This window comes from Geobacillus sp. C56-T3, assembly GCF_000092445.1.
Lineage (GTDB): Bacteria > Bacillota > Bacilli > Bacillales > Anoxybacillaceae > Geobacillus > Geobacillus thermoleovorans.
The window spans coordinates 12,650-35,783 of record NC_014206.1 but is presented as its reverse complement, the minus strand read 5'-3'; the positions used below and the strand labels follow the sequence as shown (position 1 = coordinate 35,783).

The following is a 23,134-nucleotide window of genomic DNA, read 5'->3' as shown; positions in this document are numbered from 1 at the left end:
GCCCTCCAGCGCACCTCGCCGATAAGCGGGCGGCCTCCACTTTTCTTGCTGTCCAGTTCCAGCGCCTAGCTCTCTTCTGCCAAATAACCTTCCCCCTCGGGGTGCAAGCACCCCAGCGGGTGAAGAACATTTGGCTTCGAGAGCTAATCGCGGCGCTTTCACTTTTCTCACTAGGTCAAGCCCTCGATCGATTAGTATCCGTCAGCTCCACGTGTCGCCACGCTTCCACCTCGGACCTATCGACCTCGTCATCTTCGAGGGATCTTACCCGCCTAACGCGGTGGGAAATCTCATCTTGAGGGGGGCTTCACGCTTAGATGCTTTCAGCGCTTATCCCGTCCGCACATAGCTACCCAGCGGTGCCCCTGGCGGGACAACTGGTACACCAGCGGTGCGTCCATCCCGGTCCTCTCGTACTAAGGACAGCTCCTCTCAAATTTCCTACGCCCGCGACGGATAGGGACCGAACTGTCTCACGACGTTCTGAACCCAGCTCGCGTACCGCTTTAATGGGCGAACAGCCCAACCCTTGGGACCGACTACAGCCCCAGGATGCGATGAGCCGACATCGAGGTGCCAAACCTCCCCGTCGATGTGGACTCTTGGGGGAGATCAGCCTGTTATCCCCGGGGTAGCTTTTATCCGTTGAGCGATGGCCCTTCCATGCGGAACCACCGGATCACTAAGCCCGACTTTCGTCCCTGCTCGACCTGTCCGTCTCGCAGTCAAGCTCCCTTGTGCCTTTGCACTCTCCGAATGATTTCCAACCATTCTGAGGGAACCTTTGGGCGCCTCCGTTACCTTTTGGGAGGCGACCGCCCCAGTCAAACTGCCCACCTGACACTGTCTCCCACCCCGCTAAGGGGTGCGGGTTAGAATTTCAATACCGCCAGGGTGGTATCCCACCGCCGCCTCCACCGAAGCTGGCGCTCCGGCTTCCCAGGCTCCCACCTATCCTGTACAAGCGATACCAAAATTCCATATCAGGCTGCAGTAAAGCTCCACGGGGTCTTTCCGTCCTGTCGCGGGTAACCTGCATCTTCACAGGTAGTATAATTTCACCGGGTCTCTCGTTGAGACAGCGCCCAAGTCGTTACACCTTTCGTGCGGGTCGGAACTTACCCGACAAGGAATTTCGCTACCTTAGGACCGTTATAGTTACGGCCGCCGTTTACTGGGGCTTCGGTTCGCACCTTCGCTTCCGCTAAGCGCTCCCCTTAACCTTCCAGCACCGGGCAGGTGTCAGCCCCTATACGTCGCCTTTCGGCTTCGCAGAGACCTGTGTTTTTGATAAACAGTCGCTTGGGCCTTTTCACTGCGGCTCTTCAGGGCTCTTCACCCCAAAGAGCACCCCTTCTCCCGAAGTTACGGGGTCATTTTGCCGAGTTCCTTAACGAGAGTTCTCCCGCGCGCCTTAGGATTCTCTCCTCGCCTACCTGTGTCGGTTTGCGGTACGGGCACCTCTTCCCTCGCTAGAGGCTTTTCTTGGCAGTGTGAAATCGGGGACTTCCGGATCCATCCGTCGCCGTCACCGCTTGGCCTTATGATCCGCGGATTTGCCTGCGGATCAGCCTTGCGGCTTGGACAGGCTCTTCCAGCCGCCTGCTCGCCCTATCCTCCTGCGTCCCCCCATCGCTCAAACGGGAAGAAGGTGGTACAGGAATCTCCACCTGTTGTCCATCACCTACGCCTTTCGGCCTCGGCTTAGGTCCCGACTAACCCTGAGCGGACGAACCTTCCTCAGGAACCCTTAGGCTTTCGGCGCAGAGGATTCTCACCTCTGTTTTCGCTACTCATACCGGCATTCTCACTTCTAAGCGCTCCACCAGTCCTTCCGGTCTGGCTTCTCTGCCCTTAGAACGCTCCCCTACCGATGACCAACGGTCATCCCGCAGCTTCGGCGGCACGTTTAGCCCCGGTACATTTTCGGCGCAGAGTCACTCGACCAGTGAGCTATTACGCACTCTTTAAATGGTGGCTGCTTCTAAGCCAACATCCTGGTTGTCTCGGCAACTCCACATCCTTTTCCACTGAACGTGCACTTCGGGGCCTTAGCTGGCGGTCTGGGCTGTTCCCCTCTCGACCACGGATCTTATCACTCGCGGTCTGACTCCCGGGCATAAGTCATTGGCATTCGGAGTTTGACTGGGTTCGGTAACCCGTTTTGGGCCCCTAGCCCAATCAGTGCTCTACCTCCAAGACTCCTAAACCCGAGGCTAGCCCTAAAGCTATTTCGGGGAGAACCAGCTATCTCCAAGTTCGATTGGCATTTCACCCCTACCCACACCTCATCCCCGCACTTTTCAACGTGCGTGGGTTCGGGCCTCCAGCCGGTGTTACCCGGCCTTCACCCTGGACATGGGTAGATCACCTGGTTTCGGGTCGACGACGACGTACTTGACGCCCTGTTCAGACTCGCTTTCGCTGCGGCTCCGCCTCTTCGGCTTAACCTCGCACGCCATCGTCACTCGCCGGTTCATTCTACAAAAGGCACGCCATCACCCATCAACGGGCTCTGACTACTTGTAGGCACACGGTTTCAGGTTCTCTTTCACTCCCCTCCCGGGGTGCTTTTCACCTTTCCCTCACGGTACTGGTGCACTATCGGTCACTAGGGAGTATTTAGCCTTGGGAGATGGTCCTCCCTGCTTCCGACGGGATTCCTCGTGTCCCGCCGTACTCAGGATCCGCTCGGGAGGGAACGAAGTTTCGACTACAGGGCTCTCACCTTCTCTGGCCGGCCGTTCCAGACCGGTTCGTCTACCCCGTTCCTTTCTCACTCCCATCGTGAGCGGTCCTACAACCCCAAGAGGACATGCCTCTTGGTTTGGGCTGTTCCCGTTTCGCTCGCCGCTACTCAGGGAATCGCGGTTGCTTTCTTCTCCTCCGGGTACTAAGATGTTTCAGTTCCCCGGGTGTGCCCTCCATGCCCTATGGATTCAGGCATGGATACTGCCCCATTACGGACAGTGGGTTCCCCCATTCGGACATCTCCGGATCAACGCTTGCTTACAGCTCCCCGAAGCGTTTCGGCGTTTGCCCCGTCCTTCATCGGCTCCTAGTGCCAAGGCATCCACCGTGCGCCCTTTCCAGCTTAACCTATTGCGCTCTCGGCTTCTTCCTTCATGTCTAGCGTCGGCGCCTGGCTCTCTTCTGCCAAATAACCTTCCCCCTCGGGGTGCAAGCACCCCTGCGGGTGAAGAACATTTGGCTTCGAGAGCCGATCGCGGCGCCTCCGCTTTTCCAATTGTCTAGCTTCGGCTCGCCGCCGCTCGGGGTCAAATAACCTTCGCCTTCGGGATTGTAAATCCCTCCAGGCGAAGAACATTTGCCCATCGCGGCGAAACGCTCGCCTCCGCTTTTCCGGTTATCTAGTTTTCAAGGAACGAGACTACTTCATTGAATTCACTTCTCTGCAGTCTTGTGCCGAGGAATCTTGCTTCCCTGAACCCGCTAGCAGACGCAGGCACAGACGCAAAGTAGCTCCTTTGAATTCGCTTCTTCGCTGGTTTGCGTCGAGGAATTCGGCTTCTCCGAATCCGCTTGTAGACGCAGACGCAAACGAGACTACTTCATTGAATTCACTTCTCTGCAGTCTTGTGCCGAGGAATCTTGCTTCCCTGAACCCGCTAGCAGACACAGGCACAGACGCAAAACTTGATATGGTGGAGCCTATCGGGATCGAACCGATGACCTCCTGCTTGCAAAGCAGGCGCTCTCCCAGCTGAGCTAAGGCCCCATCCAATGGGCCTAAGTGGACTTGAACCACCGACCTCACGCTTATCAGGCGTGCGCTCTGACCAGCTGAGCTATAGGCCCATATACACATTGCAAGGAACAATAAGTTCCCTCAAAACTAAACAAAACAGCAAGCGTCATTATAATCAAACTGATAGGTTTTGTCAAGAAATTCTGTCTAGCTCCGGCTCGCCGCCGCTCGGGGTCAAATAACCTTCGCCTTCGGGATTGTAAATCCCTCCAGGCGAAGAACATTTGCCCATCGCGGCGAAACGCTCGCCTCCGCTTTTCGAATTGTCTAGCTCCGGCCGCCATCGGCTCGCGACGCTTCGGTCCTGCTGCGGCGGGCTAAGCCCGCTCGCAGGCCCTCCAGCGCACCTCGCCGATAGGCGGGCGGCCTCCGCTTTTCCCCTTAGAAAGGAGGTGATCCAGCCGCACCTTCCGGTACGGCTACCTTGTTACGACTTCACCCCAATCACTTGCCCCACCTTCGGCGGCTGGCTCCCTTGCGGGTTGCCTCACCGACTTCGGGTGTTGCAAGCTCTCGTGGTGTGACGGGCGGTGTGTACAAGGCCCGGGAACGTATTCACCGCGGCATGCTGATCCGCGATTACTAGCGATTCCGGCTTCATGCAGGCGAGTTGCAGCCTGCAATCCGAACTGAGAGCGGCTTTTTGGGATTCGCTCCCCCTCGCGGGTTCGCAACCCTTTGTACCGCCCATTGTAGCACGTGTGTAGCCCAGGTCATAAGGGGCATGATGATTTGACGTCATCCCCACCTTCCTCCGACTTGTCGCCGGCAGTCCCTCTAGAGTGCCCAACTGAATGCTGGCAACTAGAGGCGAGGGTTGCGCTCGTTGCGGGACTTAACCCAACATCTCACGACACGAGCTGACGACAACCATGCACCACCTGTCACCCTGTCCCCCCGAAGGGGGAACGCCCAATCTCTTGGGTTGTCAGGGGATGTCAAGACCTGGTAAGGTTCTTCGCGTTGCTTCGAATTAAACCACATGCTCCACCGCTTGTGCGGGCCCCCGTCAATTCCTTTGAGTTTCAGCCTTGCGGCCGTACTCCCCAGGCGGAGTGCTTATCGCGTTAGCTGCAGCACTAAAGGGTGTGACCCCTCTAACACTTAGCACTCATCGTTTACGGCGTGGACTACCAGGGTATCTAATCCTGTTTGCTCCCCACGCTTTCGCGCCTCAGCGTCAGTTGCAGGCCAGAGAGCCGCCTTCGCCACTGGTGTTCCTCCACATCTCTACGCATTTCACCGCTACACGTGGAATTCCGCTCTCCTCTCCTGCACTCAAGTCCCCCAGTTTCCAATGACCCTCCACGGTTGAGCCGTGGGCTTTCACATCAGACTTAAGGGACCGCCTGCGCGCGCTTTACGCCCAATAATTCCGGACAACGCTCGCCCCCTACGTATTACCGCGGCTGCTGGCACGTAGTTAGCCGGGGCTTCCTCGTGAGGTACCGTCACCGCGCCGCCCTCTTCGAACGGCGCCCCTTCGTCCCTCACAACAGAGCTTTACGACCCGAAGGCCTTCTTCGCTCACGCGGCGTCGCTCCGTCAGGCTTTCGCCCATTGCGGAAGATTCCCTACTGCTGCCTCCCGTAGGAGTCTGGGCCGTGTCTCAGTCCCAGTGTGGCCGGTCACCCTCTCAGGCCGGCTACGCATCGTCGCCTTGGTGAGCCGTTACCTCACCAACTAGCTAATGCGCCGCGGGCCCATCCGCAAGTGACAGCCAAAGGCCGCCTTTCAACCAAAGACCATGCGGTCTTCGGTGTTATCCGGTATTAGCTCCGGTTTCCCGGAGTTATCCCGGTCTTGCGGGCAGGTTGCCCACGTGTTACTCACCCGTCCGCCGCTGACCAAACCAGAGCAAGCTCCGATTTGATCCGCTCGACTTGCATGTATTAGGCACGCCGCCAGCGTTCGTCCTGAGCCAGGATCAAACTCTCCAAAAGAAAGTTGATTGGCTTTTCGTATTGTCCAGCTTCGGCCAAAGCGGCCTCCGCTTTTCATGCTGTCTAGCTTCGGCCGCTATCGGCTCGCGACGCTTCGTGTCCCGCTGCGGCGGGCTAAGCCCGCTCGCGGGCCTCTCAGCGCGTTTCGCCGATAGGCAAGCGGCCTCCGCTTTTCGCATTGTCCAGCTTCGGCGCCTCGCTCTCTTCTGCCAAATCACCTTCTACCTCGAGGTGCAAGCACCCCTCGAGGTGAAGAACATTTGGCTTCGAGATCGCCAGGATGGCGATATTTCGCCGTTGCCCGCAGGACGCAGGCTGCCTTTAGGCGAAATTACGGCGCCTCCGCTTTTCTTATGACGCTTGCGTTTTGTTTAGTTTTCAAGGAACTTGTTTATCTTGCACACTTTTATTATTATACATATCATTTAATTTGCTGTCAACATATCTTTCATGAACAGCGACATTAATTAATATAATGCATTGTCATATAAAAGTCAATAACTTTTAAACAAAAAAATTAAAGGCATCTTGAATAATGATGCCTACAAAATATATCGGTCAATCACGATTAACGCTGCCGCTCCAGGGAGGCCAAGAAATCCGCAAACGATTGAGGTGACGAGGTTAATCGGAATATGGATGTTAAAATGCCCGCCGATGGCGTTGATGACAAACAGCGCGAGCGCCCCGACGATCAGGCGGATAGCAGCGTAGCCGATCAGGCGAAGCGCTTTGAGACGGGCGCCGACGATAAGCAAAACGGCGATAAGCGCTAGCAACACGGTAATGACGACTTTCGGCTCCAACGTTTGAACCCCCTTTTTGCACGCTTGTACTACCAACGTATGAGAAACAGGGGAAAAAAGAACAAAAAAATAAGGAAGTTAACGCACTTCCTTAAGTGTGATGCGGCGGTGCTTCGCTTCGCGGAGGAGGAAAAAATATTTGGCCTCAGCGAGTTGCAATGCGCTCAGCACCTCCGGAGACGGATCGACGCTTTTTTCGATGAGTTGTTTCTGCTCAAGCCATTCAGTTCTAGCCTTTTGTAGTTCAGCCATTAACTTCTCATCAAATTGTCTCTTTAGTTTCCCCTTTCGCCGCCATAACAAACCGATCCCCACCTTCTTTTTCTCTATAGCTCACGGCGCCCTTCCAACGCCTTTGATAACGTCACTTCGTCCGCATACTCCAAGTCGCCGCCGACCGGCAAGCCATGGGCGATGCGGGTGACTTTGATTCCTGTCGGCTTCAACAGGCGGGAGATGTACATCGCCGTTGCCTCTCCCTCGATGTTCGGGTCTGTCGCTAAAATCACCTCTTGGACCGTCTCATCCTGCAATCGCGTGAGCAGCTCGGCGATTTTAATATCTTCCGGTCCGATGCCTTCCATCGGCGAGATGGCCCCGTGCAACACGTGGTACAGGCCATTGTATTCTTTCATCCTCTCCATGGCGATGACATCTTTCGGATCCTGAACAACGCAAATCGTCGTCCGGTCGCGCCGCTCGTCTTTGCAGATGTAGCAAGGGTCTGTATCTGTAATATGTCCGCAAATCGTGCAATAATGAATATGCCGCTTGACATCAACGAGCGCTTTGGCAAACTCAAGCACGGTGTCTTCTTTCATCGCCAGCACATGAAATGCAAGGCGGGCAGCCGTTTTCGGGCCGATGCCGGGCAGTTTCATAAAACTGTCAATCAACTTCGATAGCGGTTCTGGATAATGCATACGCCCTCCCTAGAACAACCCTGGAATGTTAAGTCCTTTCGTAAACTGCCCCATCATTTCATTAGCCAACTCATCCGCTTTTTTCAACGCATCGTTTGTCGCTGCCAAAATCAAATCTTGCAGCATTTCAATATCGTCTGGGTCGACGACTTCCTCTTTAATTTTTACTTCCAAAATTTGTTTATGACCGTTAGCGACAACGGTCACCATGCCTCCGCCCGCCGTGCCTTCCACCGTTTTTTCCGCCAACTCTTCCTGCGCTTTTTGCATTTCTTTTTGCATTTTTTGCATTTGTTTTAACATTTTTTGCATATTGCCCATTCCGCCACGCATCATCTTGGCATCCTCCTTTAAACGGTTTATTCTTTAATTTCGATCAGCTCTTCGCCAAACAGCCGCTTCGCTTCGGCGATTAACGGATCTTCTTCGCTTTTTTCCACCATGGCGTCCTTATTGCGGATGAACTCTTCTCTTATTTTTCCCCATTCTCCCTCCGGAATGGCTACCATTTCAAAGCGGCGGTTTGTCAGCTCAAACAAAATCGCTTCGACGTTTTCTTTGACCGAACTTGTGGGATCGGTCGCCATTTTGCAGTGGATTTCGTATTTGAATTTTAATACAAACGCTGAGGCGCTCGCTGCAACCGGCTCGCTCTCTTGCAGCAAGGCAGCGTGCGACACTTTATGCTGCCGTTTCAACGTGTCGAGCACATCCGCCCAGCATCCTTTCACCAAAGCTAAATCTTCATGCGTCGCCTGTTTCAACAGCTCGTAAATGCGGCCAACCGGGGCTTTATATCCCCCCGTTTTCATCGGTTTGGACAGTTTTTTCACCGGCGCGGCGGTCGACGGAGGGGCAGGCGGTTGTTCCTTCAGGCGCCGCAATTCCGCCTCCAGCGTTTCAATCCGCTTTATCAACGGTTCCAACTCGGAAGCCGACAGCGACGGGGCGGCGGCTGATGGATGGCAAAGTTTCACAAGCGCCACTTCCAACAGAAGGCGCGGGTGGTTTGTCCACTTCATCTCTTGCTGGCTTTTGTTCAGCAACTCGATGGCCTCGTATAAATTGGAAACCGGAATCATTTCCGACAGTGAAGTGAACGCTTCGTCAACGACAGCAATTTGAATCGCTCCCTCCACATAGGGAGCGGTTTTGTACAGCAATAAATCGCGATAGTACAAAATCAAGTCTTCAACCAAACGATGCGGATCTTTCCCTTGCGCCATCATCGTTTCCAACTGCTGAAGAACCGCCGCTGTATCTTTGCGGTGGATGGCTTCGATGAAGCTCGATAAGGCGGCAAATGATGCAGCCCCGGTCATCGCCAGCACGTCGTCGAGCCGAAGTTTCCCGTCGCTGAACGAAATGGCTTGATCAAGCAAGCTGAGCGCATCGCGCATCCCCCCGTCTGCAGCACGGGCGATGGCGGACAATGCCTCATCGGACGCCTCGACACCTTGGGCGCTTGCGACATACTTTAGCCGTGAAACGATCGCCGGAAGCGGGATGCGGCGAAAATCGAACCGTTGGCAGCGGGAAATGATCGTCGCCGGAATTTTGTGCGGCTCGGTCGTGGCCAAAATGAAAATGACGTGTTTCGGCGGCTCCTCCAACGTTTTCAACAGCGCGTTAAACGCACCGATCGACAGCATATGCACCTCGTCGATGATATACACTTTGTAGCGGGCCGACGTCGGCGCAAATTTCACCTTCTCACGGATATCACGAATTTCATCGACGCGGTTGTTGGAAGCAGCGTCAATTTCCAGCACATCGGGAACCGTTCCATTCGTAATGCCGAGGCAAGCTGGACACTCATTGCATGGCTCCGCCGCTGGCGCCTGTTCACAGTTGACCGCCTTGGCGAAAATTTTCGCTGCGCTCGTTTTTCCTGTACCGCGCGGGCCGGAAAATAAGTAAGCGTGCGATATTTTATGTTGAAGCAGGGCGCTTTGCAACGTCTTGGTCACGTGTTCTTGGCCGACCATGTCCGCAAAGCGCTGCGGCCGAAACACGCGATATAACGCTTGGTATGCCACGGAAAACGGCCCTCCTCTTTCTCTCGTCCTATCTATTATATAACTTCCTATTGCAATTTGAAATAACAAAAAACCCACTCGCCATGAGTGGGTTTTGTTCCCTATCGCTATGTAAGGCCGTGCACCTTCTGTCGATTAGCTGCCCCGAGCGTTGCTCAAGCAGTTAGCTCAGCCCAGGCGTCCCCGCGGCACATGGGAGCATCCGCTTACTGCTGCTTCCTTCCGGACCTGACAGGGTTCACGGAATCCCATTGCGCGGGACCCAGACGTCAACACCACTTGCTTGAGACAGGCCTCGCAACAGACTAACCTCGAGAAGGAATTCAGCCTCGCTAGAGCGGATTGCGAGTACAGGGCACCGCTACCTCCCCGCTTAGCACGGCACTATCAGTATAGCTCGTTAGCGGAAAAAATGCAATGTCAATCGACGGAATTTTCGTTGGCACTCCCGCCAACATTTCTCTTTTGTTCGCGCAATCGTCGAAAAAATTGGCTCAACAGCGAACCGCACTCGTCAGCAAGCACCCCGCTTACCACCTTAACCTGATGGTTAAATCGGCTTTCCTGCAATAAGTTCATCAATGTCCCAGCGCACCCTCCCTTTGGGTCAAACGCGCCAAATACAACCCGTTCGATGCGGGAAAGAACAATGGCGCCTGCGCACATGGCGCACGGCTCAAGCGTTACGTACAACGTCGCCCGCTCAAGCCGCCATGAACCGGTTGCCCGGCATGCTTCATCGATTGCCAAAATTTCTGCATGAGCGATGGCGCGTTGTTCGGTTTCCCGCAAATTATGAGCGCGGGCGATGACGCGGCCGTCTTGAACGATGACAGCGCCGATCGGCACTTCGCCGATCTGCTCCGCTTTTTTTGCTTCTTCCATTGCCAATCGCATGTAGTACTCGTCGGTGTTCATCGTATACCCCTTCACACAAACGGTCATTTCTCCTTTCTTTTCATCATAGAATATGGAGAATAAAGACGCAACTAGGAGGTCAAGTATGCAAATCCACGTAGTGCAGAGTGGACAAACGTTAAGTGGAATTGCTGAGGCATACGGGACCACGGCGGAAGAAATTGTCCGGGCCAACAAGCTTCCAAACCCTGATAAACTCGTTGTCGGCCAGGCACTCGTGATCCCGATCGTCGGTCGTTTTTACTGGGTGCAGCGCGGCGACACGTTATGGTCGATTGCACGCCGATTTTCGATTCCGATGCAGCGGCTTGCCGAAGTGAATCGCCTCTCCTTAAACGCTCCGCTTAAGGTCGGGCAGCGGCTTTATATACCGCCCGGCGCCAAGCGAAGAGCGGAGTTTAACGCCTATATTGAACCGCGCGGCGCGACTGTCAGCCCAGCGCTGGAGGCGAGCGCTCGCGAAGCCGCTCCGTATTTGACTTATTTGAGTCCTTTTTATTTTGCGATCCGACGCGACGCGACATTGCAAGAGCCGCCGCTTGACGACTTTCCGGATATTGCCCGCGCCAACCGCGTCACGCTCGTTATGGTTGTCGCCAACATTGAAAACGGGCAGTTCAGCGACGAGCTCGGCGCGCTTATGTTAACAAACGAAACGCTGCAAAATCGTCTGCTCGACAACATTGTCGCGACCGCTAGACGGTATGGCTTCCGCGACATCCATTTTGATTTTGAATATTTGCGCCCGGAAGACCGTGAGGCGTATAATGCGTTTTTGCGCAAAGCGAAACGGCGGTTTGCACGAGAAGGGTGGATGATGTCGACCGCCTTGGCGCCAAAAACGAGCGCGACCCAGCGCGGACGTTGGTACGAAGCACACGACTACCGCGCCCATGGACAAATTGTCGACTTTGTCGTGATCATGACGTATGAATGGGGCTACAGCGGCGGGCCGCCGATGCCGGTGTCCCCGATCGGTCCGGTCCGCCGCGTTCTCGAGTACGCCATCTCTGAAATGCCAGCCGGAAAAATTTTGATGGGGCAAAACTTGTATGGCTACGACTGGACGCTGCCATATGTACCCGGCGGCCCGTACGCCCAGGCCATCAGCCCGCAGCAAGCCATCGCCCTCGCCGCAAAGTATAACGTTGCCATCGAATACGATACGGAGGCGCAGGCACCGCATTTTCGCTATCGCGACGAAAACGGACGCGAGCATGAAGTATGGTTCGAGGACGCCCGCTCCATTCAAGCAAAATTTAATCTCGTGAAGGAACTTGGTTTGCGCGGGGTCAGCTATTGGAAACTTGGCATTGATTTTCCACAAAACTGGCTGCTGATCGCTGATCAATTTACTGTTGTAAAAAAATAAAGGCATAAAAAACCCGCCGGTCAACGGCGGGTTTTTTTATGATGGGAAACGGCTTTCGGCGGTCAGCCGTTTCAGATGACAATCTCCTCTTATGCGCGTCAGTCCTCTTCATCATCGTCTTGGCCAAGAACAAGATGTTCCTCATTGCCAACGTCATTCACTATAACACGGCAGTCGGGAAAAGTCAACCAACGATTTGCCTCAAGCACCTTTTTTCAGCGAATGACGTCCCGATTCCCCATGTAAGGACGAAGCGCTTCCGGAACGATGACCGAGCCGTCTTCTTGCTGGTAGTTTTCCAAAATGGCGGCGACCGTCCGCCCAATGGCTAGCCCCGAACCGTTTAATGTATGCACGTACTCCGGTTTCGCTTTTGGATCCCGACGGAAGCGGATGTTGGCACGGCGCGCTTGAAACGCCTCAAAGTTGCTGCACGACGAAATTTCCCGGTACGTTCCGTAACTTGGCAGCCAAACTTCAATATCGTACGTTTTCGCCGCCGAGAATCCAAGGTCTCCGGTGCACAAGGCGACAACGCGGTACGGAAGCCCGAGCCGTTGCAAAATCGTCTCTGCCTGGCGCGTCAGCTTTTCCAATTCATCGTACGAGTCCTCCGGCTTTACGAATTTTACCAGCTCGACTTTATTGAACTGATGCTGACGGATCAGCCCTCTCGTGTCGCGGCCGGCCGACCCGGCTTCCGCGCGGAAGCAGGCGCTGTAGGCCGCATAGTAAATCGGCAAATCATCTGCGGCCAAAATTTCGTCGCGGTGCAGGTTCGTCACCGGCACCTCAGCGGTCGGAATGAGGAAATAATCTTCGCTGTCCAAATGGAACGCATCCTCGGCAAATTTCGGCAACTGTCCGGTTCCGATCATGCTCGCCCGGTTCACTAAATATGGCGGCAACACTTCTTCGTAACCGAATTCATCGAGATGGATGTCAAGCATAAAGTTGATGAGCGCCCGCTCAAGCCGCGCTCCTAACCCTTTATAAAAGACAAATCGGCTTCCCGCCACTTTGGCGGCTCGCTCAAAGTCGAGCAAACCGAGCCGATCGGCGATTTCCCAATGCGGCTTCGGCTCAAAGGAAAACGAACGCGGCTCTCCCCATCTCCGCACTTCCACATTGTCCTCTTCTGATTGGCCGATCGGCACTGATTCGTGCGGCACGTTTGGAATCGACAACAACAAGTCGTCGAGTTCCGCCTCAAGCTGGCGAATTTGTTCATCCATCCGTTTAATGCGGTCACCGACTTCGCGCATTTGGGCAATCAGCGGCTCGGCGTCCTTTTTCTCGCGCTTTAGGACAGCGATTTGCTGCGACACATCGTTGCGCTTGCTTTTCAGCTCTTCGACTTCCGCGATCAAGCGGCGGCGGTCTTTGTCCAATTGTTCAAAGCGGTCGATGTTCGTCAAATCCCCGCCGCGTTGCATTAATTTTTCCTTTACTTCTTGAAACTGAGTACGCAATACTTTCATATCCAGCACCGTTTTCTACCTCCTTCGCCTTTTATTATACAAAGAAAGCCCCCGTCCCAAAAAGGGACGGGAGCCATCCCGCGGTGCCACCCTTATTGAAGGCCAACCATGCCTTCCACTTATGCCGATAACGGCGGCGGCCGAAAACGCCTACTGGCCCTTTGGGCGTTCAACGTTTTGCTCGAGGATGGATTCACAGGAGCTCCCTGCCGGTTCGCACCACCCACCGGCTCTCTGAAAGGAAGGGGGCCTGCTACTTGTTCCTCTCATCGCTTTCGCTTGATCACTTTACTTGAGGCTTGACGCCATTTTCGCTTCTTTGACCATGTTGAGGAAGTATTGCATCAATCGATGATCGTCGGTCAGCTCTGGGTGGAACGAGCAGCCAAGAAACTGTCCTTGTCGAGCGGCGACAATGCGGTCATTGTATGTCGCCAAGACATCGACCCCGTCCCCGACCTCGACAATGTGCGGAGCACGGATGAAGACGCCGACAAACCCGTCGCCGACACCCTTAATCGACAGCTCCGCCTCAAAGCTTTCCCGCTGCCGACCGAACGAGTTCCGCTCGACTGTAATGTCCATTAATCCTAAATGTGGCTCGTCATAGCCGACAATTCGCTTCGCCAGCAAAATGAGTCCGGCGCACGTGCCGAACATCGGCTTGCCGGCAGCGGCAAATTGCTTGAGCGGCTCCATCAGCCCATAGCGGTCGATGAGCCGCCGCATCGTTGTGCTTTCGCCGCCCGGCAGCACAAGACCGTCCAACCCTTCAAGCTGCTCCGGCTTTTTCACGATGACCGCCTCGGCGCCGCACGCCTCAATGGCGCGAACATGCTCCCGCACAGCTCCTTGCAGTCCAAGTACACCTATTTTCATCGTTGCTTTGCTCCTTTATTTAGCTTACCAGCCGCGTTCTTGCATCCGGTGCTCCGGCAACAATGTCGCGATATCGATGCCACGCATCGCGCCGCCCAATCCTTTCGACAAGTGTGCGATCAATTCATAGTCTTCGTAATGAGTCGTCGCCTCTACGATCGCGCGCGCGTATTTTTCCGGATTTTCCGATTTGAAAATGCCAGACCCAACAAAGACACCGTCCGCACCCAAGTGCATCATCAAGGCAGCGTCAGCCGGTGTCGCGACACCGCCGGCGGCAAAGTTGACGACCGGCAGGCGGCCAAGCCGCTTGATCTCGCGCAGCACCTCAACCGGAGCCCCGAGCTGTTTCGCCTCAGCGACAAGCTCATCTTCGCTCATGTTGACGACTTTGCGAATTTGCGCGTTCACTTTGCGCATATGGCGCACGGCCTCAACAATGTTGCCTGTCCCCGGCTCTCCTTTGGTTCGCAACATCGATGCCCCTTCTGCAATGCGGCGCGCCGCTTCCCCTAAATCGCGGCAACCGCACACAAATGGAACGGTAAACTGCCGTTTGTCAATATGGAATTCCTCATCAGCCGGCGTTAATACTTCGCTTTCGTCAATGTAGTCGACACCAAGCGCCTCTAAGACACGCGCCTCAACATAGTGACCGATCCGCACTTTCGCCATGACTGGGATCGAAACGGCGTTCATCACTTCTTCGATCACCGTCGGGTCGGCCATGCGCGCGACACCGCCAGCGGCGCGAATGTCCGCCGGGACGCGCTCGAGCGCCATAACCGCGACAGCCCCTGCCGCTTCAGCGATTTTCGCCTGTTCTGCGTTCACGACGTCCATGATGACGCCGCCTTTTTGCATTTCCGCCATGCCGCGTTTGACGCGGTCCGTACCTGTCAATGCCAACGTTGATTCCCCCTATTCCTAATCCTTATGCTTTGCGAGGCATGCAAAAGGACGATTCCACTGTTTTATTTTACCTCAATTTTTACAAAAATCACAATGGAAAAAAGCTCCCCATCAAGGGGAGTCGATTCTACAGCCAGCCTTTCACTGTTTTGGCGACGCTTGTCCATAAATCAACAAACAGTCCGCCGACCGCGCGCATCGAAAGAACAAACCAATTGGCTTTTTCGACTTCAGCTGTTGTGACAAGCGGCACACGGATGTTTTTTTGCATGTCTGGGCTTAAGAAGGCAAGGGAGTCGTCCCCTTTATATTCGAGCGTCATATATCCAACCGTTTCCCCTTTTTTCAAAGGGGCGACTAGCTTTCCTTCTTTTGTCATTTTTTTCTTGTCCAACACATATACAGGTTTGTATTGTTTTTCCTCGCCGTTTTTCACAAGCAGATCCAGATTCTTTCCTGTCGCGACACGAACCTCTTTGTCTTTCCCTTTCACGACCGGAAGTGTTTCTTTTCCTTTCAGCTGGTACCCTTTTGGATAAAGCGTCTCGAGGGAGTATTGGTTGAATCCGTAGTTAAATAGTTTTTCTGTCTCTTTAAAGCGCGCCTCTTTTGTTGTTTTCCCACTCGCATCTTTCGCGTTCATGACAACCGAAATCAAGCGGACGCCGTTTCGTTTCGCCGTCCCGGTGAAACAGTTGCCGGCAAATTCCGTATAGCCGGTTTTCAACCCGTCTACACCTTCGTATCCGTACACAAGCCCAGGCAGCATCCAATTCCAGTTGTCCATTTTGATTTCATCTTTTGTTCCTTCCCGGAATACTTTATGAGGAATGCTCGCTGTTTTCAGCACTTCGGGATGATCTTTCAGCAACCGGTAGGCAAGCATCGCCATCGCACGTGCGGACATGACGTTTTCCTCATTTGTGCTTGTCCCTTCTGGATGGAATCCTTTTAAATCCTTATTGCTCAACCCTGTGGCATTGACAAACTTATAATCTTTCAGCCCAAGCTCTTTCGCTTTGTCGTTCATCATTTTCACAAAATTTTTCTCCGATCCAGCGATGATCTCAGCAATCGCGACCGTTGCCCCGTTCGCCGAATAAATGGCCATTGCCTCGTACAGCTCACGCACCGTATACTTGCCATCTTTTCGCAACGGGACATTGGACAGCGCCCGGTCTTGCGACAGCCGGTACACGTAATCGCTTGGCGTGTACATTTGATCCCATTTGACGCGCTTCGCCTTAATGGCGTCAAGAAGCAAATACTCGGTCATCATTTTCGTCATGCTGGCAATCCCAAGCACCGTATCGATATTTTTTTCATACAAAATTCTTCCCGTTTGTGCATCCACTAAAATCGCAGCGTCCGCCCGGATGTCAAGCGGGGCGCTTTCCGCCTTCACCGTCTGTTGAAACGGACCAAACGTTAAACAAAGGCAAATCGACAGCAACCAAAACAACCAGTTTTGTTTTCTCCTCCTCACAATGACACCCTCCTCACACAACCGTTATTGTAACATACCGTCGGCCAAAAAAATAGACGGAGGACATGTCTCCGTCAAAGTTGAGCCGATCGGCGCAACTCCGATCAAAAAGCAGAGTAGTTCGGCGCTTCTTTCGTAATTTGCACGTCATGCGGATGGCTTTCACGGAGCCCCGCGCTCGTCATGCGGATAAACTGCGTTTTTTCGCGCAGCTCTTCCAAATTGCGGGTTCCACAATAGCCCATGCCGGCGCGCAACCCACCGACAAGCTGATAAATCGTGTCGGCAAGCGGCCCTTTGTATGGAACGCGTCCCTCGATGCCTTCCGGGACAAACTTTTTCGCATCTTCTTGAAAATAGCGGTCTTTGCTGCCGCGCTCCATGGCTGCGACCGATCCCATGCCCCGGTACACCTTGAAGCGGCGGCCTTGGTAAATTTCCGTCTCACCCGGGCTTTCGGAAACACCAGCAAGCAAGCTGCCGAGCATAACCGCATGCGCCCCAGCCGCGATCGCCTTCACAATGTCGCCGGAATATTTGATCCCGCCGTCAGCGATGATCGGGACGCCATGTTTGCGCGCCTCAGTCGCACAGTCGTAGATCGCCGTAATTTGCGGCACACCAACCCCGGCGACAACCCGGGTCGTGCAGATGGACCCCGGACCGATTCCGACTTTAATAATGTTCGCCCCAGCCTCAATCAAGTCGCGCGTCCCTTCAGCTGTCGCGACATTGCCGGCGATGATGTTCAAGTCCGGGTATTGGCGTCGGATGTTGGCCACCGTCTCTAGGACGCCTTTCGAATGGCCGTGCGCCGTGTCAACGACAATGACATCAACCCCTGCCTCAACAAGCTTTTTGACGCGAATCATCGTGTCCGCCGTCACCCCGACGGCTGCCCCGACAATCAGCCTCCCTTTCGCATCTTTCGCCGAATTCGGGAACTCAATGACCTTTTCAATATCCTTGATCGTAATTAATCCCTTCAGCACACCGTTTTCATCAACAAGAGGCAGTTTTTCGACCTTGTGTCGCTGCAAAATTTTCTCTGCTTCCTCCAACGTTGTCCCCACCGGAGCAGTGATCAAGTTTTCCTTCGTCATTACCTCGGAAATTTTAATCGAATAGTCTTGAATGAAACGCAAGTCACGGTTCGTAATAATGCCGACCAATTTTTGCTCCTCGGGGTTGTTGACGATCGGCACCCCCGAGATCCGATATTTACTCATTAAGTGTTCTGCATCATACACTTGATGATCCGGCGTTAGGAAAAACGGGTCCGTAATGACGCCTCGTTCCGACCGTTTCACCTTGTCGACCTGCTCGGCCTGCTGTTCGATCGACATATTTTTGTGAATGATGCCAAGGCCTCCCTGACGCGCCATCGCAATTGCCATCTCCGCTTCGGTGACCGTATCCATCCCGGCGCTGAGAATCGGGATGTTCAACTGCAGCGTATCGCTCAACTTCGTGGTTACATCAACATCGCGCGGCAATACATCCGACTTCGCTGGGATGAGAAGAACATCATCAAACGTCAATCCTTCCTTGGCGAATTTCGCTTCCCACATGTTTTCTCCCCCTTGTCCGGAAATATTATTAGTAGCTTAACAACTGGTTAAACTACTGTCAAGGAATCAATAAAATGTCCAACTTTTCAGTTATTTCGAGACAATTCTATGTAAGGGGGGTAAAAATGTTCGGAAATCACGGTCAACTGTTTCGCCTTTCTGTTTTCCGCTCGGCCGATACTGCGCAGCAATTTTTGCGGCAATGCTATCAACAGCTGCAGCGGGATGACGCCGTCCAACGCAGTTATGCAAACTGTTACCCATTTTTATATTATCTGGAACACGGGCAAAATTTTTACGCCGCTGCCCAGCAGGCGCCGCTGTCCATCAAGCCGGTTCTCTTGTTTTACGGCATGGTGCAGCTCTTAAAAGCATGCCTGCTCACTGTCGACCCCGACTACCCGGAATCAACATCGGTCTTGGCCCATGGTGTATCAGCAAGAAAACGAAAAAAACAGGGCTACGAATTTTTAGATGATGAAGTGAAAATACAAAAAAACGGTTTATTCGCACATTTTTCTGAAAAAATGTTTCATGTGAAACAAGAAGCTGGGGAAAAATTTCGCATGGGCACGCTGTTGCAACGAATTGGCGAGTTGCATGAAACGTTTTTTCTTCTAAGCGGGCGAAAAAAACCGTTATCCTTGCCTGTTGTACATACTGCTTCGCCGCCGATGCTCGCCATCCCAAAAGTGATTTTGGACCACTACCATATGTCGTTGTCCCGCTTTGTCCAATATCTCTGTGAAGAAGGACAAGGAAAGCGGCTTTCGTTCGCCAAAGAAGAAGGAGAATTTCTGTATTTTCATATAGAATCGCCGCTGTCGCCGGCCGGAGAAGGTCCGTTTTTATTCCATCTTGACGGTACACTCCGAATTCCAGTCAAGAAAGAGAAAACATTCTCGCTTCCAGAAATACACGCCCATTACTTGTTGCTGTATAACTTGAGCATGATTTCGCGCTATGAGACGGAATGGTGGAGCGAGCTTCTCCATTCTTACCCAAGCAAGGCATACACTTTTATTCTTGAGTTTCTCTCCGTGTCGGCGGAAAAAGTGCCGTTGCTGCTTCATGAATACTTAATGCGGAAATTTTTGGGTTGAATCAAATCAAAAATCCCCTGCTGTATATACAGCAGGGGATTTTCGCCTAGCAGCGACCTACTCTTGCAGGGGCGCTGGCCCCAACTACCATCGGCGCTGGAGGGCTTAACTTCCGTGTTCGGGATGGGAACGGGTGTTTCCCCTCCGCCATAGCCACTAGGCAATGGTTATCATCTTGGACAGTAATTATTATATCCATCCTGTTGGATTTGTCAACAGGATGTTCATTCCTTCAAAACTAGATAACCGTCGGAAGAAGCCGCTCGCCTGCGCTTTTCGCTGTCTAGTTCCGGCCGCCATCGGCTCGCGACGCTTCGGTCCTGCTGCGGCGGCGACACATTGCTTACGCTCCTGTGATACCACCCACGCAGAACCAAGCTTTGCTTGGTTCGAGCCTCCTCGCAGGCCCTCCAGCGCACCTCGCCGATAAGCGGGCGGCCTCCACTTTTCTTGCTAGGTCAAGCCCTCGATCGATTAGTATCCGTCAGCTCCACGTGTCGCCACGCTTCCACCTCGGACCTATCGACCTCGTCATCTTCGAGGGATCTTACCCGCCTAACGCGGTGGGAAATCTCATCTTGAGGGGGGCTTCACGCTTAGATGCTTTCAGCGCTTATCCCGTCCGCACATAGCTACCCAGCGGTGCCCCTGGCGGGACAACTGGTACACCAGCGGTGCGTCCATCCCGGTCCTCTCGTACTAAGGACAGCTCCTCTCAAATTTCCTCCGCCCGCGACGGATAGGGACCGAACTGTCTCACGACGTTCTGAACCCAGCTCGCGTACCGCTTTAATGGGCGAACAGCCCAACCCTTGGGACCGACTACAGCCCCAGGATGCGATGAGCCGACATCGAGGTGCCAAACCTCCCCGTCGATGTGGACTCTTGGGGGAGATCAGCCTGTTATCCCCGGGGTAGCTTTTATCCGTTGAGCGATGGCCCTTCCATGCGGAACCACCGGATCACTAAGCCCGACTTTCGTCCCTGCTCGACCTGTCCGTCTCGCAGTCAAGCTCCCTTGTGCCTTTGCACTCTCCGAATGATTTCCAACCATTCTGAGGGAACCTTTGGGCGCCTCCGTTACCTTTTGGGAGGCGACCGCCCCAGTCAAACTGCCCACCTGACACTGTCTCCCACCCCGCTAAGGGGTGCGGGTTAGAATTTCAATACCGCCAGGGTGGTATCCCACCGCCGCCTCCACCGAAGCTGGCGCTCCGGCTTCCCAGGCTCCCACCTATCCTGTACAAGCGATACCAAAATTCCATATCAGGCTGCAGTAAAGCTCCACGGGGTCTTTCCGTCCTGTCGCGGGTAACCTGCATCTTCACAGGTAGTATAATTTCACCGGGTCTCTCGTTGAGACAGCGCCCAAGTCGTTACACCTTTCGTGCGGGTCGGAACTTACCCGACAAGGAATTTCGCTACCTTAGGACCGTTATAGTTACGGCCGCCGTTTACTGGGGCTTCGGTTCGCACCTTCGCTTCCGCTAAGCGCTCCCCTTAACCTTCCAGCACCGGGCAGGTGTCAGCCCCTATACGTCGCCTTTCGGCTTCGCAGAGACCTGTGTTTTTGATAAACAGTCGCTTGGGCCTTTTCACTGCGGCTCTTCAGGGCTCTTCACCCCAAAGAGCACCCCTTCTCCCGAAGTTACGGGGTCATTTTGCCGAGTTCCTTAACGAGAGTTCTCCCGCGCGCCTTAGGATTCTCTCCTCGCCTACCTGTGTCGGTTTGCGGTACGGGCACCTCTTCCCTCGCTAGAGGCTTTTCTTGGCAGTGTGAAATCGGGGACTTCCGGATCCATCCGTCGCCGTCACCGCTTGGCCTTATGATCCGCGGATTTGCCTGCGGATCAGCCTTGCGGCTTGGACAGGCTCTTCCAGCCGCCTGCTCGCCCTATCCTCCTGCGTCCCCCCATCGCTCAAACGGGAAGAAGGTGGTACAGGAATCTCCACCTGTTGTCCATCACCTACGCCTTTCGGCCTCGGCTTAGGTCCCGACTAACCCTGAGCGGACGAACCTTCCTCAGGAACCCTTAGGCTTTCGGCGCAGAGGATTCTCACCTCTGTTTTCGCTACTCATACCGGCATTCTCACTTCTAAGCGCTCCACCAGTCCTTCCGGTCTGGCTTCTCTGCCCTTAGAACGCTCCCCTACCGATGACCAACGGTCATCCCGCAGCTTCGGCGGCACGTTTAGCCCCGGTACATTTTCGGCGCAGAGTCACTCGACCAGTGAGCTATTACGCACTCTTTAAATGGTGGCTGCTTCTAAGCCAACATCCTGGTTGTCTCGGCAACTCCACATCCTTTTCCACTGAACGTGCACTTCGGGGCCTTAGCTGGCGGTCTGGGCTGTTCCCCTCTCGACCACGGATCTTATCACTCGCGGTCTGACTCCCGGGCATAAGTCATTGGCATTCGGAGTTTGACTGGGTTCGGTAACCCGTTTTGGGCCCCTAGCCCAATCAGTGCTCTACCTCCAAGACTCCTAAACCCGAGGCTAGCCCTAAAGCTATTTCGGGGAGAACCAGCTATCTCCAAGTTCGATTGGCATTTCACCCCTACCCACACCTCATCCCCGCACTTTTCAACGTGCGTGGGTTCGGGCCTCCAGCCGGTGTTACCCGGCCTTCACCCTGGACATGGGTAGATCACCTGGTTTCGGGTCGACGACGACGTACTTGACGCCCTGTTCAGACTCGCTTTCGCTGCGGCTCCGCCTCTTCGGCTTAACCTCGCACGCCATCGTCACTCGCCGGTTCATTCTACAAAAGGCACGCCATCACCCATCAACGGGCTCTGACTACTTGTAGGCACACGGTTTCAGGTTCTCTTTCACTCCCCTCCCGGGGTGCTTTTCACCTTTCCCTCACGGTACTGGTGCACTATCGGTCACTAGGGAGTATTTAGCCTTGGGAGATGGTCCTCCCTGCTTCCGACGGGATTCCTCGTGTCCCGCCGTACTCAGGATCCGCTCGGGAGGGAACGAAGTTTCGACTACAGGGCTCTCACCTTCTCTGGCCGGCCGTTCCAGACCGGTTCGTCTACCCCGTTCCTTTCTCACTCCCATCGTGAGCGGTCCTACAACCCCAAGAGGACATGCCTCTTGGTTTGGGCTGTTCCCGTTTCGCTCGCCGCTACTCAGGGAATCGCGGTTGCTTTCTTCTCCTCCGGGTACTAAGATGTTTCAGTTCCCCGGGTGTGCCCTCCATGCCCTATGGATTCAGGCATGGATACTGCCCCATTACGGACAGTGGGTTCCCCCATTCGGACATCTCCGGATCAACGCTTGCTTACAGCTCCCCGAAGCGTTTCGGCGTTTGCCCCGTCCTTCATCGGCTCCTAGTGCCAAGGCATCCACCGTGCGCCCTTTCCAGCTTAACCTATTGCGCTCTCGGCTTCTTCCTTCATGTCTAGCGTCGGCGCCTGGCTCTCTTCTGCCAAATAACCTTCCCCCTCGGGGTGCAAGCACCCCTGCGGGTGAAGAACATTTGGCTTCGAGAGCCGATCGCGGCGCCTCCGCTTTTCCAATTGTCTAGCTTCGGCTCGCCGCCGCTCGGGGTCAAATAACCTTCGCCTTCGGGATTGTAAATCCCTCCAGGCGAAGAACATTTGCCCATCGCGGCGAAACGCTCGCCTCCGCTTTTCCGGTTATCTAGTTTTCAAGGAACGAGACTACTTCATTGAATTCACTTCTCTGCAGTCTTGTGCCGAGGAATCTTGCTTCCCTGAACCCGCTAGCAGACGCAGGCACAGACGCAAAGTAGCTCCTTTGAATTCGCTTCTTCGCTGGTTTGCGTCGAGGAATTCGGCTTCTCCGAATCCGCTTGTAGACGCAGACGCAAACGAGACTACTTCATTGAATGCACTTCTCTGCAGTCTTGTGCCGAGGAATCTTGCTTCCCTGAACCCGCTAGCAGACACAGGCACAGA

The 23,134-nt window shown here is 54.3% G+C and carries 13 protein-coding genes, 2 tRNA genes, 4 rRNA genes, 1 other RNA gene and 1 other annotated feature; of the genes, 2 read left to right on the top strand and 18 right to left on the bottom strand.

Annotated features, from left to right (window positions below; translation table 11 throughout):
* Nucleotides 1–171: 171 nt before the first annotated feature.
* From GC56T3_RS00145 to tadA, 11 genes are all read right to left on the bottom strand, one after another.
* Nucleotides 172–3,100 (bottom strand): 23S ribosomal RNA (locus GC56T3_RS00145).
* Nucleotides 3,101–3,663: 563 nt separating this feature from the next.
* Nucleotides 3,664–3,739 (bottom strand) — tRNA-Ala (locus GC56T3_RS00140).
* A 6-nt stretch (nucleotides 3,740–3,745) separates the two neighbouring features.
* A tRNA-Ile gene (locus tag GC56T3_RS00135) sits at nucleotides 3,746–3,819 on the bottom strand.
* 335 nt (nucleotides 3,820–4,154) lie between these two features.
* Nucleotides 4,155–5,712 (bottom strand): 16S ribosomal RNA (locus GC56T3_RS00130).
* The 16S and 23S rRNA genes sit together here with 2 tRNA genes alongside, the layout of an rRNA operon.
* Before the next feature lie 542 nt (nucleotides 5,713–6,254).
* Nucleotides 6,255–6,518 (bottom strand): pro-sigmaK processing inhibitor BofA family protein, encoded by a 264-nt coding sequence (locus GC56T3_RS00125; RefSeq protein ID WP_011229537.1) that lies wholly within the window; start codon nucleotides 6,516–6,518, stop codon nucleotides 6,255–6,257.
* Between the two features lie 78 nt (nucleotides 6,519–6,596).
* Entirely contained in the window at nucleotides 6,597–6,821 is a 225-nt protein-coding gene (locus GC56T3_RS00120; RefSeq protein ID WP_012820427.1) for a YaaL family protein, read from the bottom strand.
* A 23-nt stretch (nucleotides 6,822–6,844) separates the two neighbouring features.
* The gene (gene recR, locus GC56T3_RS00115; protein ID WP_011229535.1) at nucleotides 6,845–7,441 is read right to left on the bottom strand and encodes a recombination mediator RecR; all 597 of its coding nucleotides are present in this window, start codon (nucleotides 7,439–7,441) and stop codon (nucleotides 6,845–6,847) included.
* A gap of 9 nt (nucleotides 7,442–7,450) precedes the next feature.
* Nucleotides 7,451–7,777, bottom strand: coding sequence for a YbaB/EbfC family nucleoid-associated protein (locus GC56T3_RS00110; RefSeq protein WP_011229534.1), 327 nt, complete (start codon nucleotides 7,775–7,777; stop codon nucleotides 7,451–7,453).
* A gap of 23 nt (nucleotides 7,778–7,800) precedes the next feature.
* On the bottom strand, nucleotides 7,801–9,480 hold the full coding sequence (gene dnaX, locus GC56T3_RS00105; protein ID WP_012820425.1) for a DNA polymerase III subunit gamma/tau: 1,680 nt from the start codon (nucleotides 9,478–9,480) through the stop codon (nucleotides 7,801–7,803).
* A 117-nt stretch (nucleotides 9,481–9,597) separates the two neighbouring features.
* An RNA gene (ffs, locus tag GC56T3_RS18175) (signal recognition particle sRNA large type) lies at nucleotides 9,598–9,862 on the bottom strand.
* Nucleotides 9,863–9,900: 38 nt separating this feature from the next.
* On the bottom strand, nucleotides 9,901–10,398 hold the full coding sequence (gene tadA, locus GC56T3_RS00100) for a tRNA adenosine(34) deaminase TadA (RefSeq protein ID WP_011229532.1): 498 nt from the start codon (nucleotides 10,396–10,398) through the stop codon (nucleotides 9,901–9,903).
* A gap of 85 nt (nucleotides 10,399–10,483) precedes the next feature.
* Here tadA and GC56T3_RS00095 point away from each other — a divergent pair, with 85 nt between their 5' ends.
* The gene (locus GC56T3_RS00095; RefSeq protein ID WP_013143955.1) at nucleotides 10,484–11,770 is read left to right on the top strand and encodes a LysM peptidoglycan-binding domain-containing protein; all 1,287 of its coding nucleotides are present in this window, start codon (nucleotides 10,484–10,486) and stop codon (nucleotides 11,768–11,770) included.
* A gap of 215 nt (nucleotides 11,771–11,985) precedes the next feature.
* Here the strand turns inward: GC56T3_RS00095 and serS are convergent, their stop codons facing one another.
* The 5 genes from serS to guaB form a co-directional block, all read right to left on the bottom strand.
* Entirely contained in the window at nucleotides 11,986–13,260 is a 1,275-nt protein-coding gene (gene serS / locus GC56T3_RS00090) for a serine--tRNA ligase (protein ID WP_013143954.1), read from the bottom strand.
* Nucleotides 13,261–13,310: 50 nt separating this feature from the next.
* Nucleotides 13,311–13,530: a binding site (T-box leader), on the bottom strand.
* A 9-nt stretch (nucleotides 13,531–13,539) separates the two neighbouring features.
* The gene (pdxT, locus tag GC56T3_RS00085) at nucleotides 13,540–14,130 is read right to left on the bottom strand and encodes a pyridoxal 5'-phosphate synthase glutaminase subunit PdxT (protein ID WP_013143953.1); all 591 of its coding nucleotides are present in this window, start codon (nucleotides 14,128–14,130) and stop codon (nucleotides 13,540–13,542) included.
* A 24-nt stretch (nucleotides 14,131–14,154) separates the two neighbouring features.
* On the bottom strand, nucleotides 14,155–15,039 hold the full coding sequence (gene pdxS, locus GC56T3_RS00080; protein WP_011229527.1) for a pyridoxal 5'-phosphate synthase lyase subunit PdxS: 885 nt from the start codon (nucleotides 15,037–15,039) through the stop codon (nucleotides 14,155–14,157).
* 130 nt (nucleotides 15,040–15,169) lie between these two features.
* On the bottom strand, nucleotides 15,170–16,528 hold the full coding sequence (locus tag GC56T3_RS00075; protein ID WP_013143952.1) for a serine hydrolase: 1,359 nt from the start codon (nucleotides 16,526–16,528) through the stop codon (nucleotides 15,170–15,172).
* A 104-nt stretch (nucleotides 16,529–16,632) separates the two neighbouring features.
* On the bottom strand, nucleotides 16,633–18,099 hold the full coding sequence (gene guaB / locus GC56T3_RS00070) for an IMP dehydrogenase (RefSeq protein WP_011229525.1): 1,467 nt from the start codon (nucleotides 18,097–18,099) through the stop codon (nucleotides 16,633–16,635).
* A gap of 125 nt (nucleotides 18,100–18,224) precedes the next feature.
* Here guaB and GC56T3_RS00065 point away from each other — a divergent pair, with 125 nt between their 5' ends.
* A complete protein-coding gene (locus GC56T3_RS00065) occupies nucleotides 18,225–19,202 on the top strand; it encodes a YaaC family protein (RefSeq protein ID WP_012820422.1) in 978 nt (325 codons plus the stop codon).
* A 44-nt stretch (nucleotides 19,203–19,246) separates the two neighbouring features.
* On the opposite strand, the gene rrf is transcribed toward GC56T3_RS00065, so the two are convergent.
* Both rrf and GC56T3_RS00055 read right to left on the bottom strand, forming a co-directional pair.
* Nucleotides 19,247–19,363 (bottom strand): 5S ribosomal RNA (rrf, locus tag GC56T3_RS00060).
* Nucleotides 19,364–19,656: 293 nt separating this feature from the next.
* Nucleotides 19,657–22,585 (bottom strand): 23S ribosomal RNA (locus GC56T3_RS00055).
* Nucleotides 22,586–23,134: the final 549 nt, after the last annotated feature.

Bases quoted from the DNA above. Each gene is read 5' to 3' on its own strand.
- GC56T3_RS00095 (WP_013143955.1), top strand. From the start codon at position 10,484: ATGCAAATCCACGTAGTGCAGAGTGGACAAACGTTAAGTGGAATTGCT.
- GC56T3_RS00110 (WP_011229534.1), bottom strand. From the start codon at position 7,777: ATGATGCGTGGCGGAATGGGCAATATGCAAAAAATGTTAAAACAAATG.
- guaB (WP_011229525.1), bottom strand. From the start codon at position 18,099: ATGTGGGAAGCGAAATTCGCCAAGGAAGGATTGACGTTTGATGATGTT.
- tadA (WP_011229532.1), bottom strand. From the start codon at position 10,398: ATGAACACCGACGAGTACTACATGCGATTGGCAATGGAAGAAGCAAAA.
- pdxT (WP_013143953.1), bottom strand. From the start codon at position 14,130: ATGAAAATAGGTGTACTTGGACTGCAAGGAGCTGTGCGGGAGCATGTT.
- GC56T3_RS00065 (WP_012820422.1), top strand. From the start codon at position 18,225: ATGTTCGGAAATCACGGTCAACTGTTTCGCCTTTCTGTTTTCCGCTCG.
- recR (WP_011229535.1), bottom strand. From the start codon at position 7,441: ATGCATTATCCAGAACCGCTATCGAAGTTGATTGACAGTTTTATGAAA.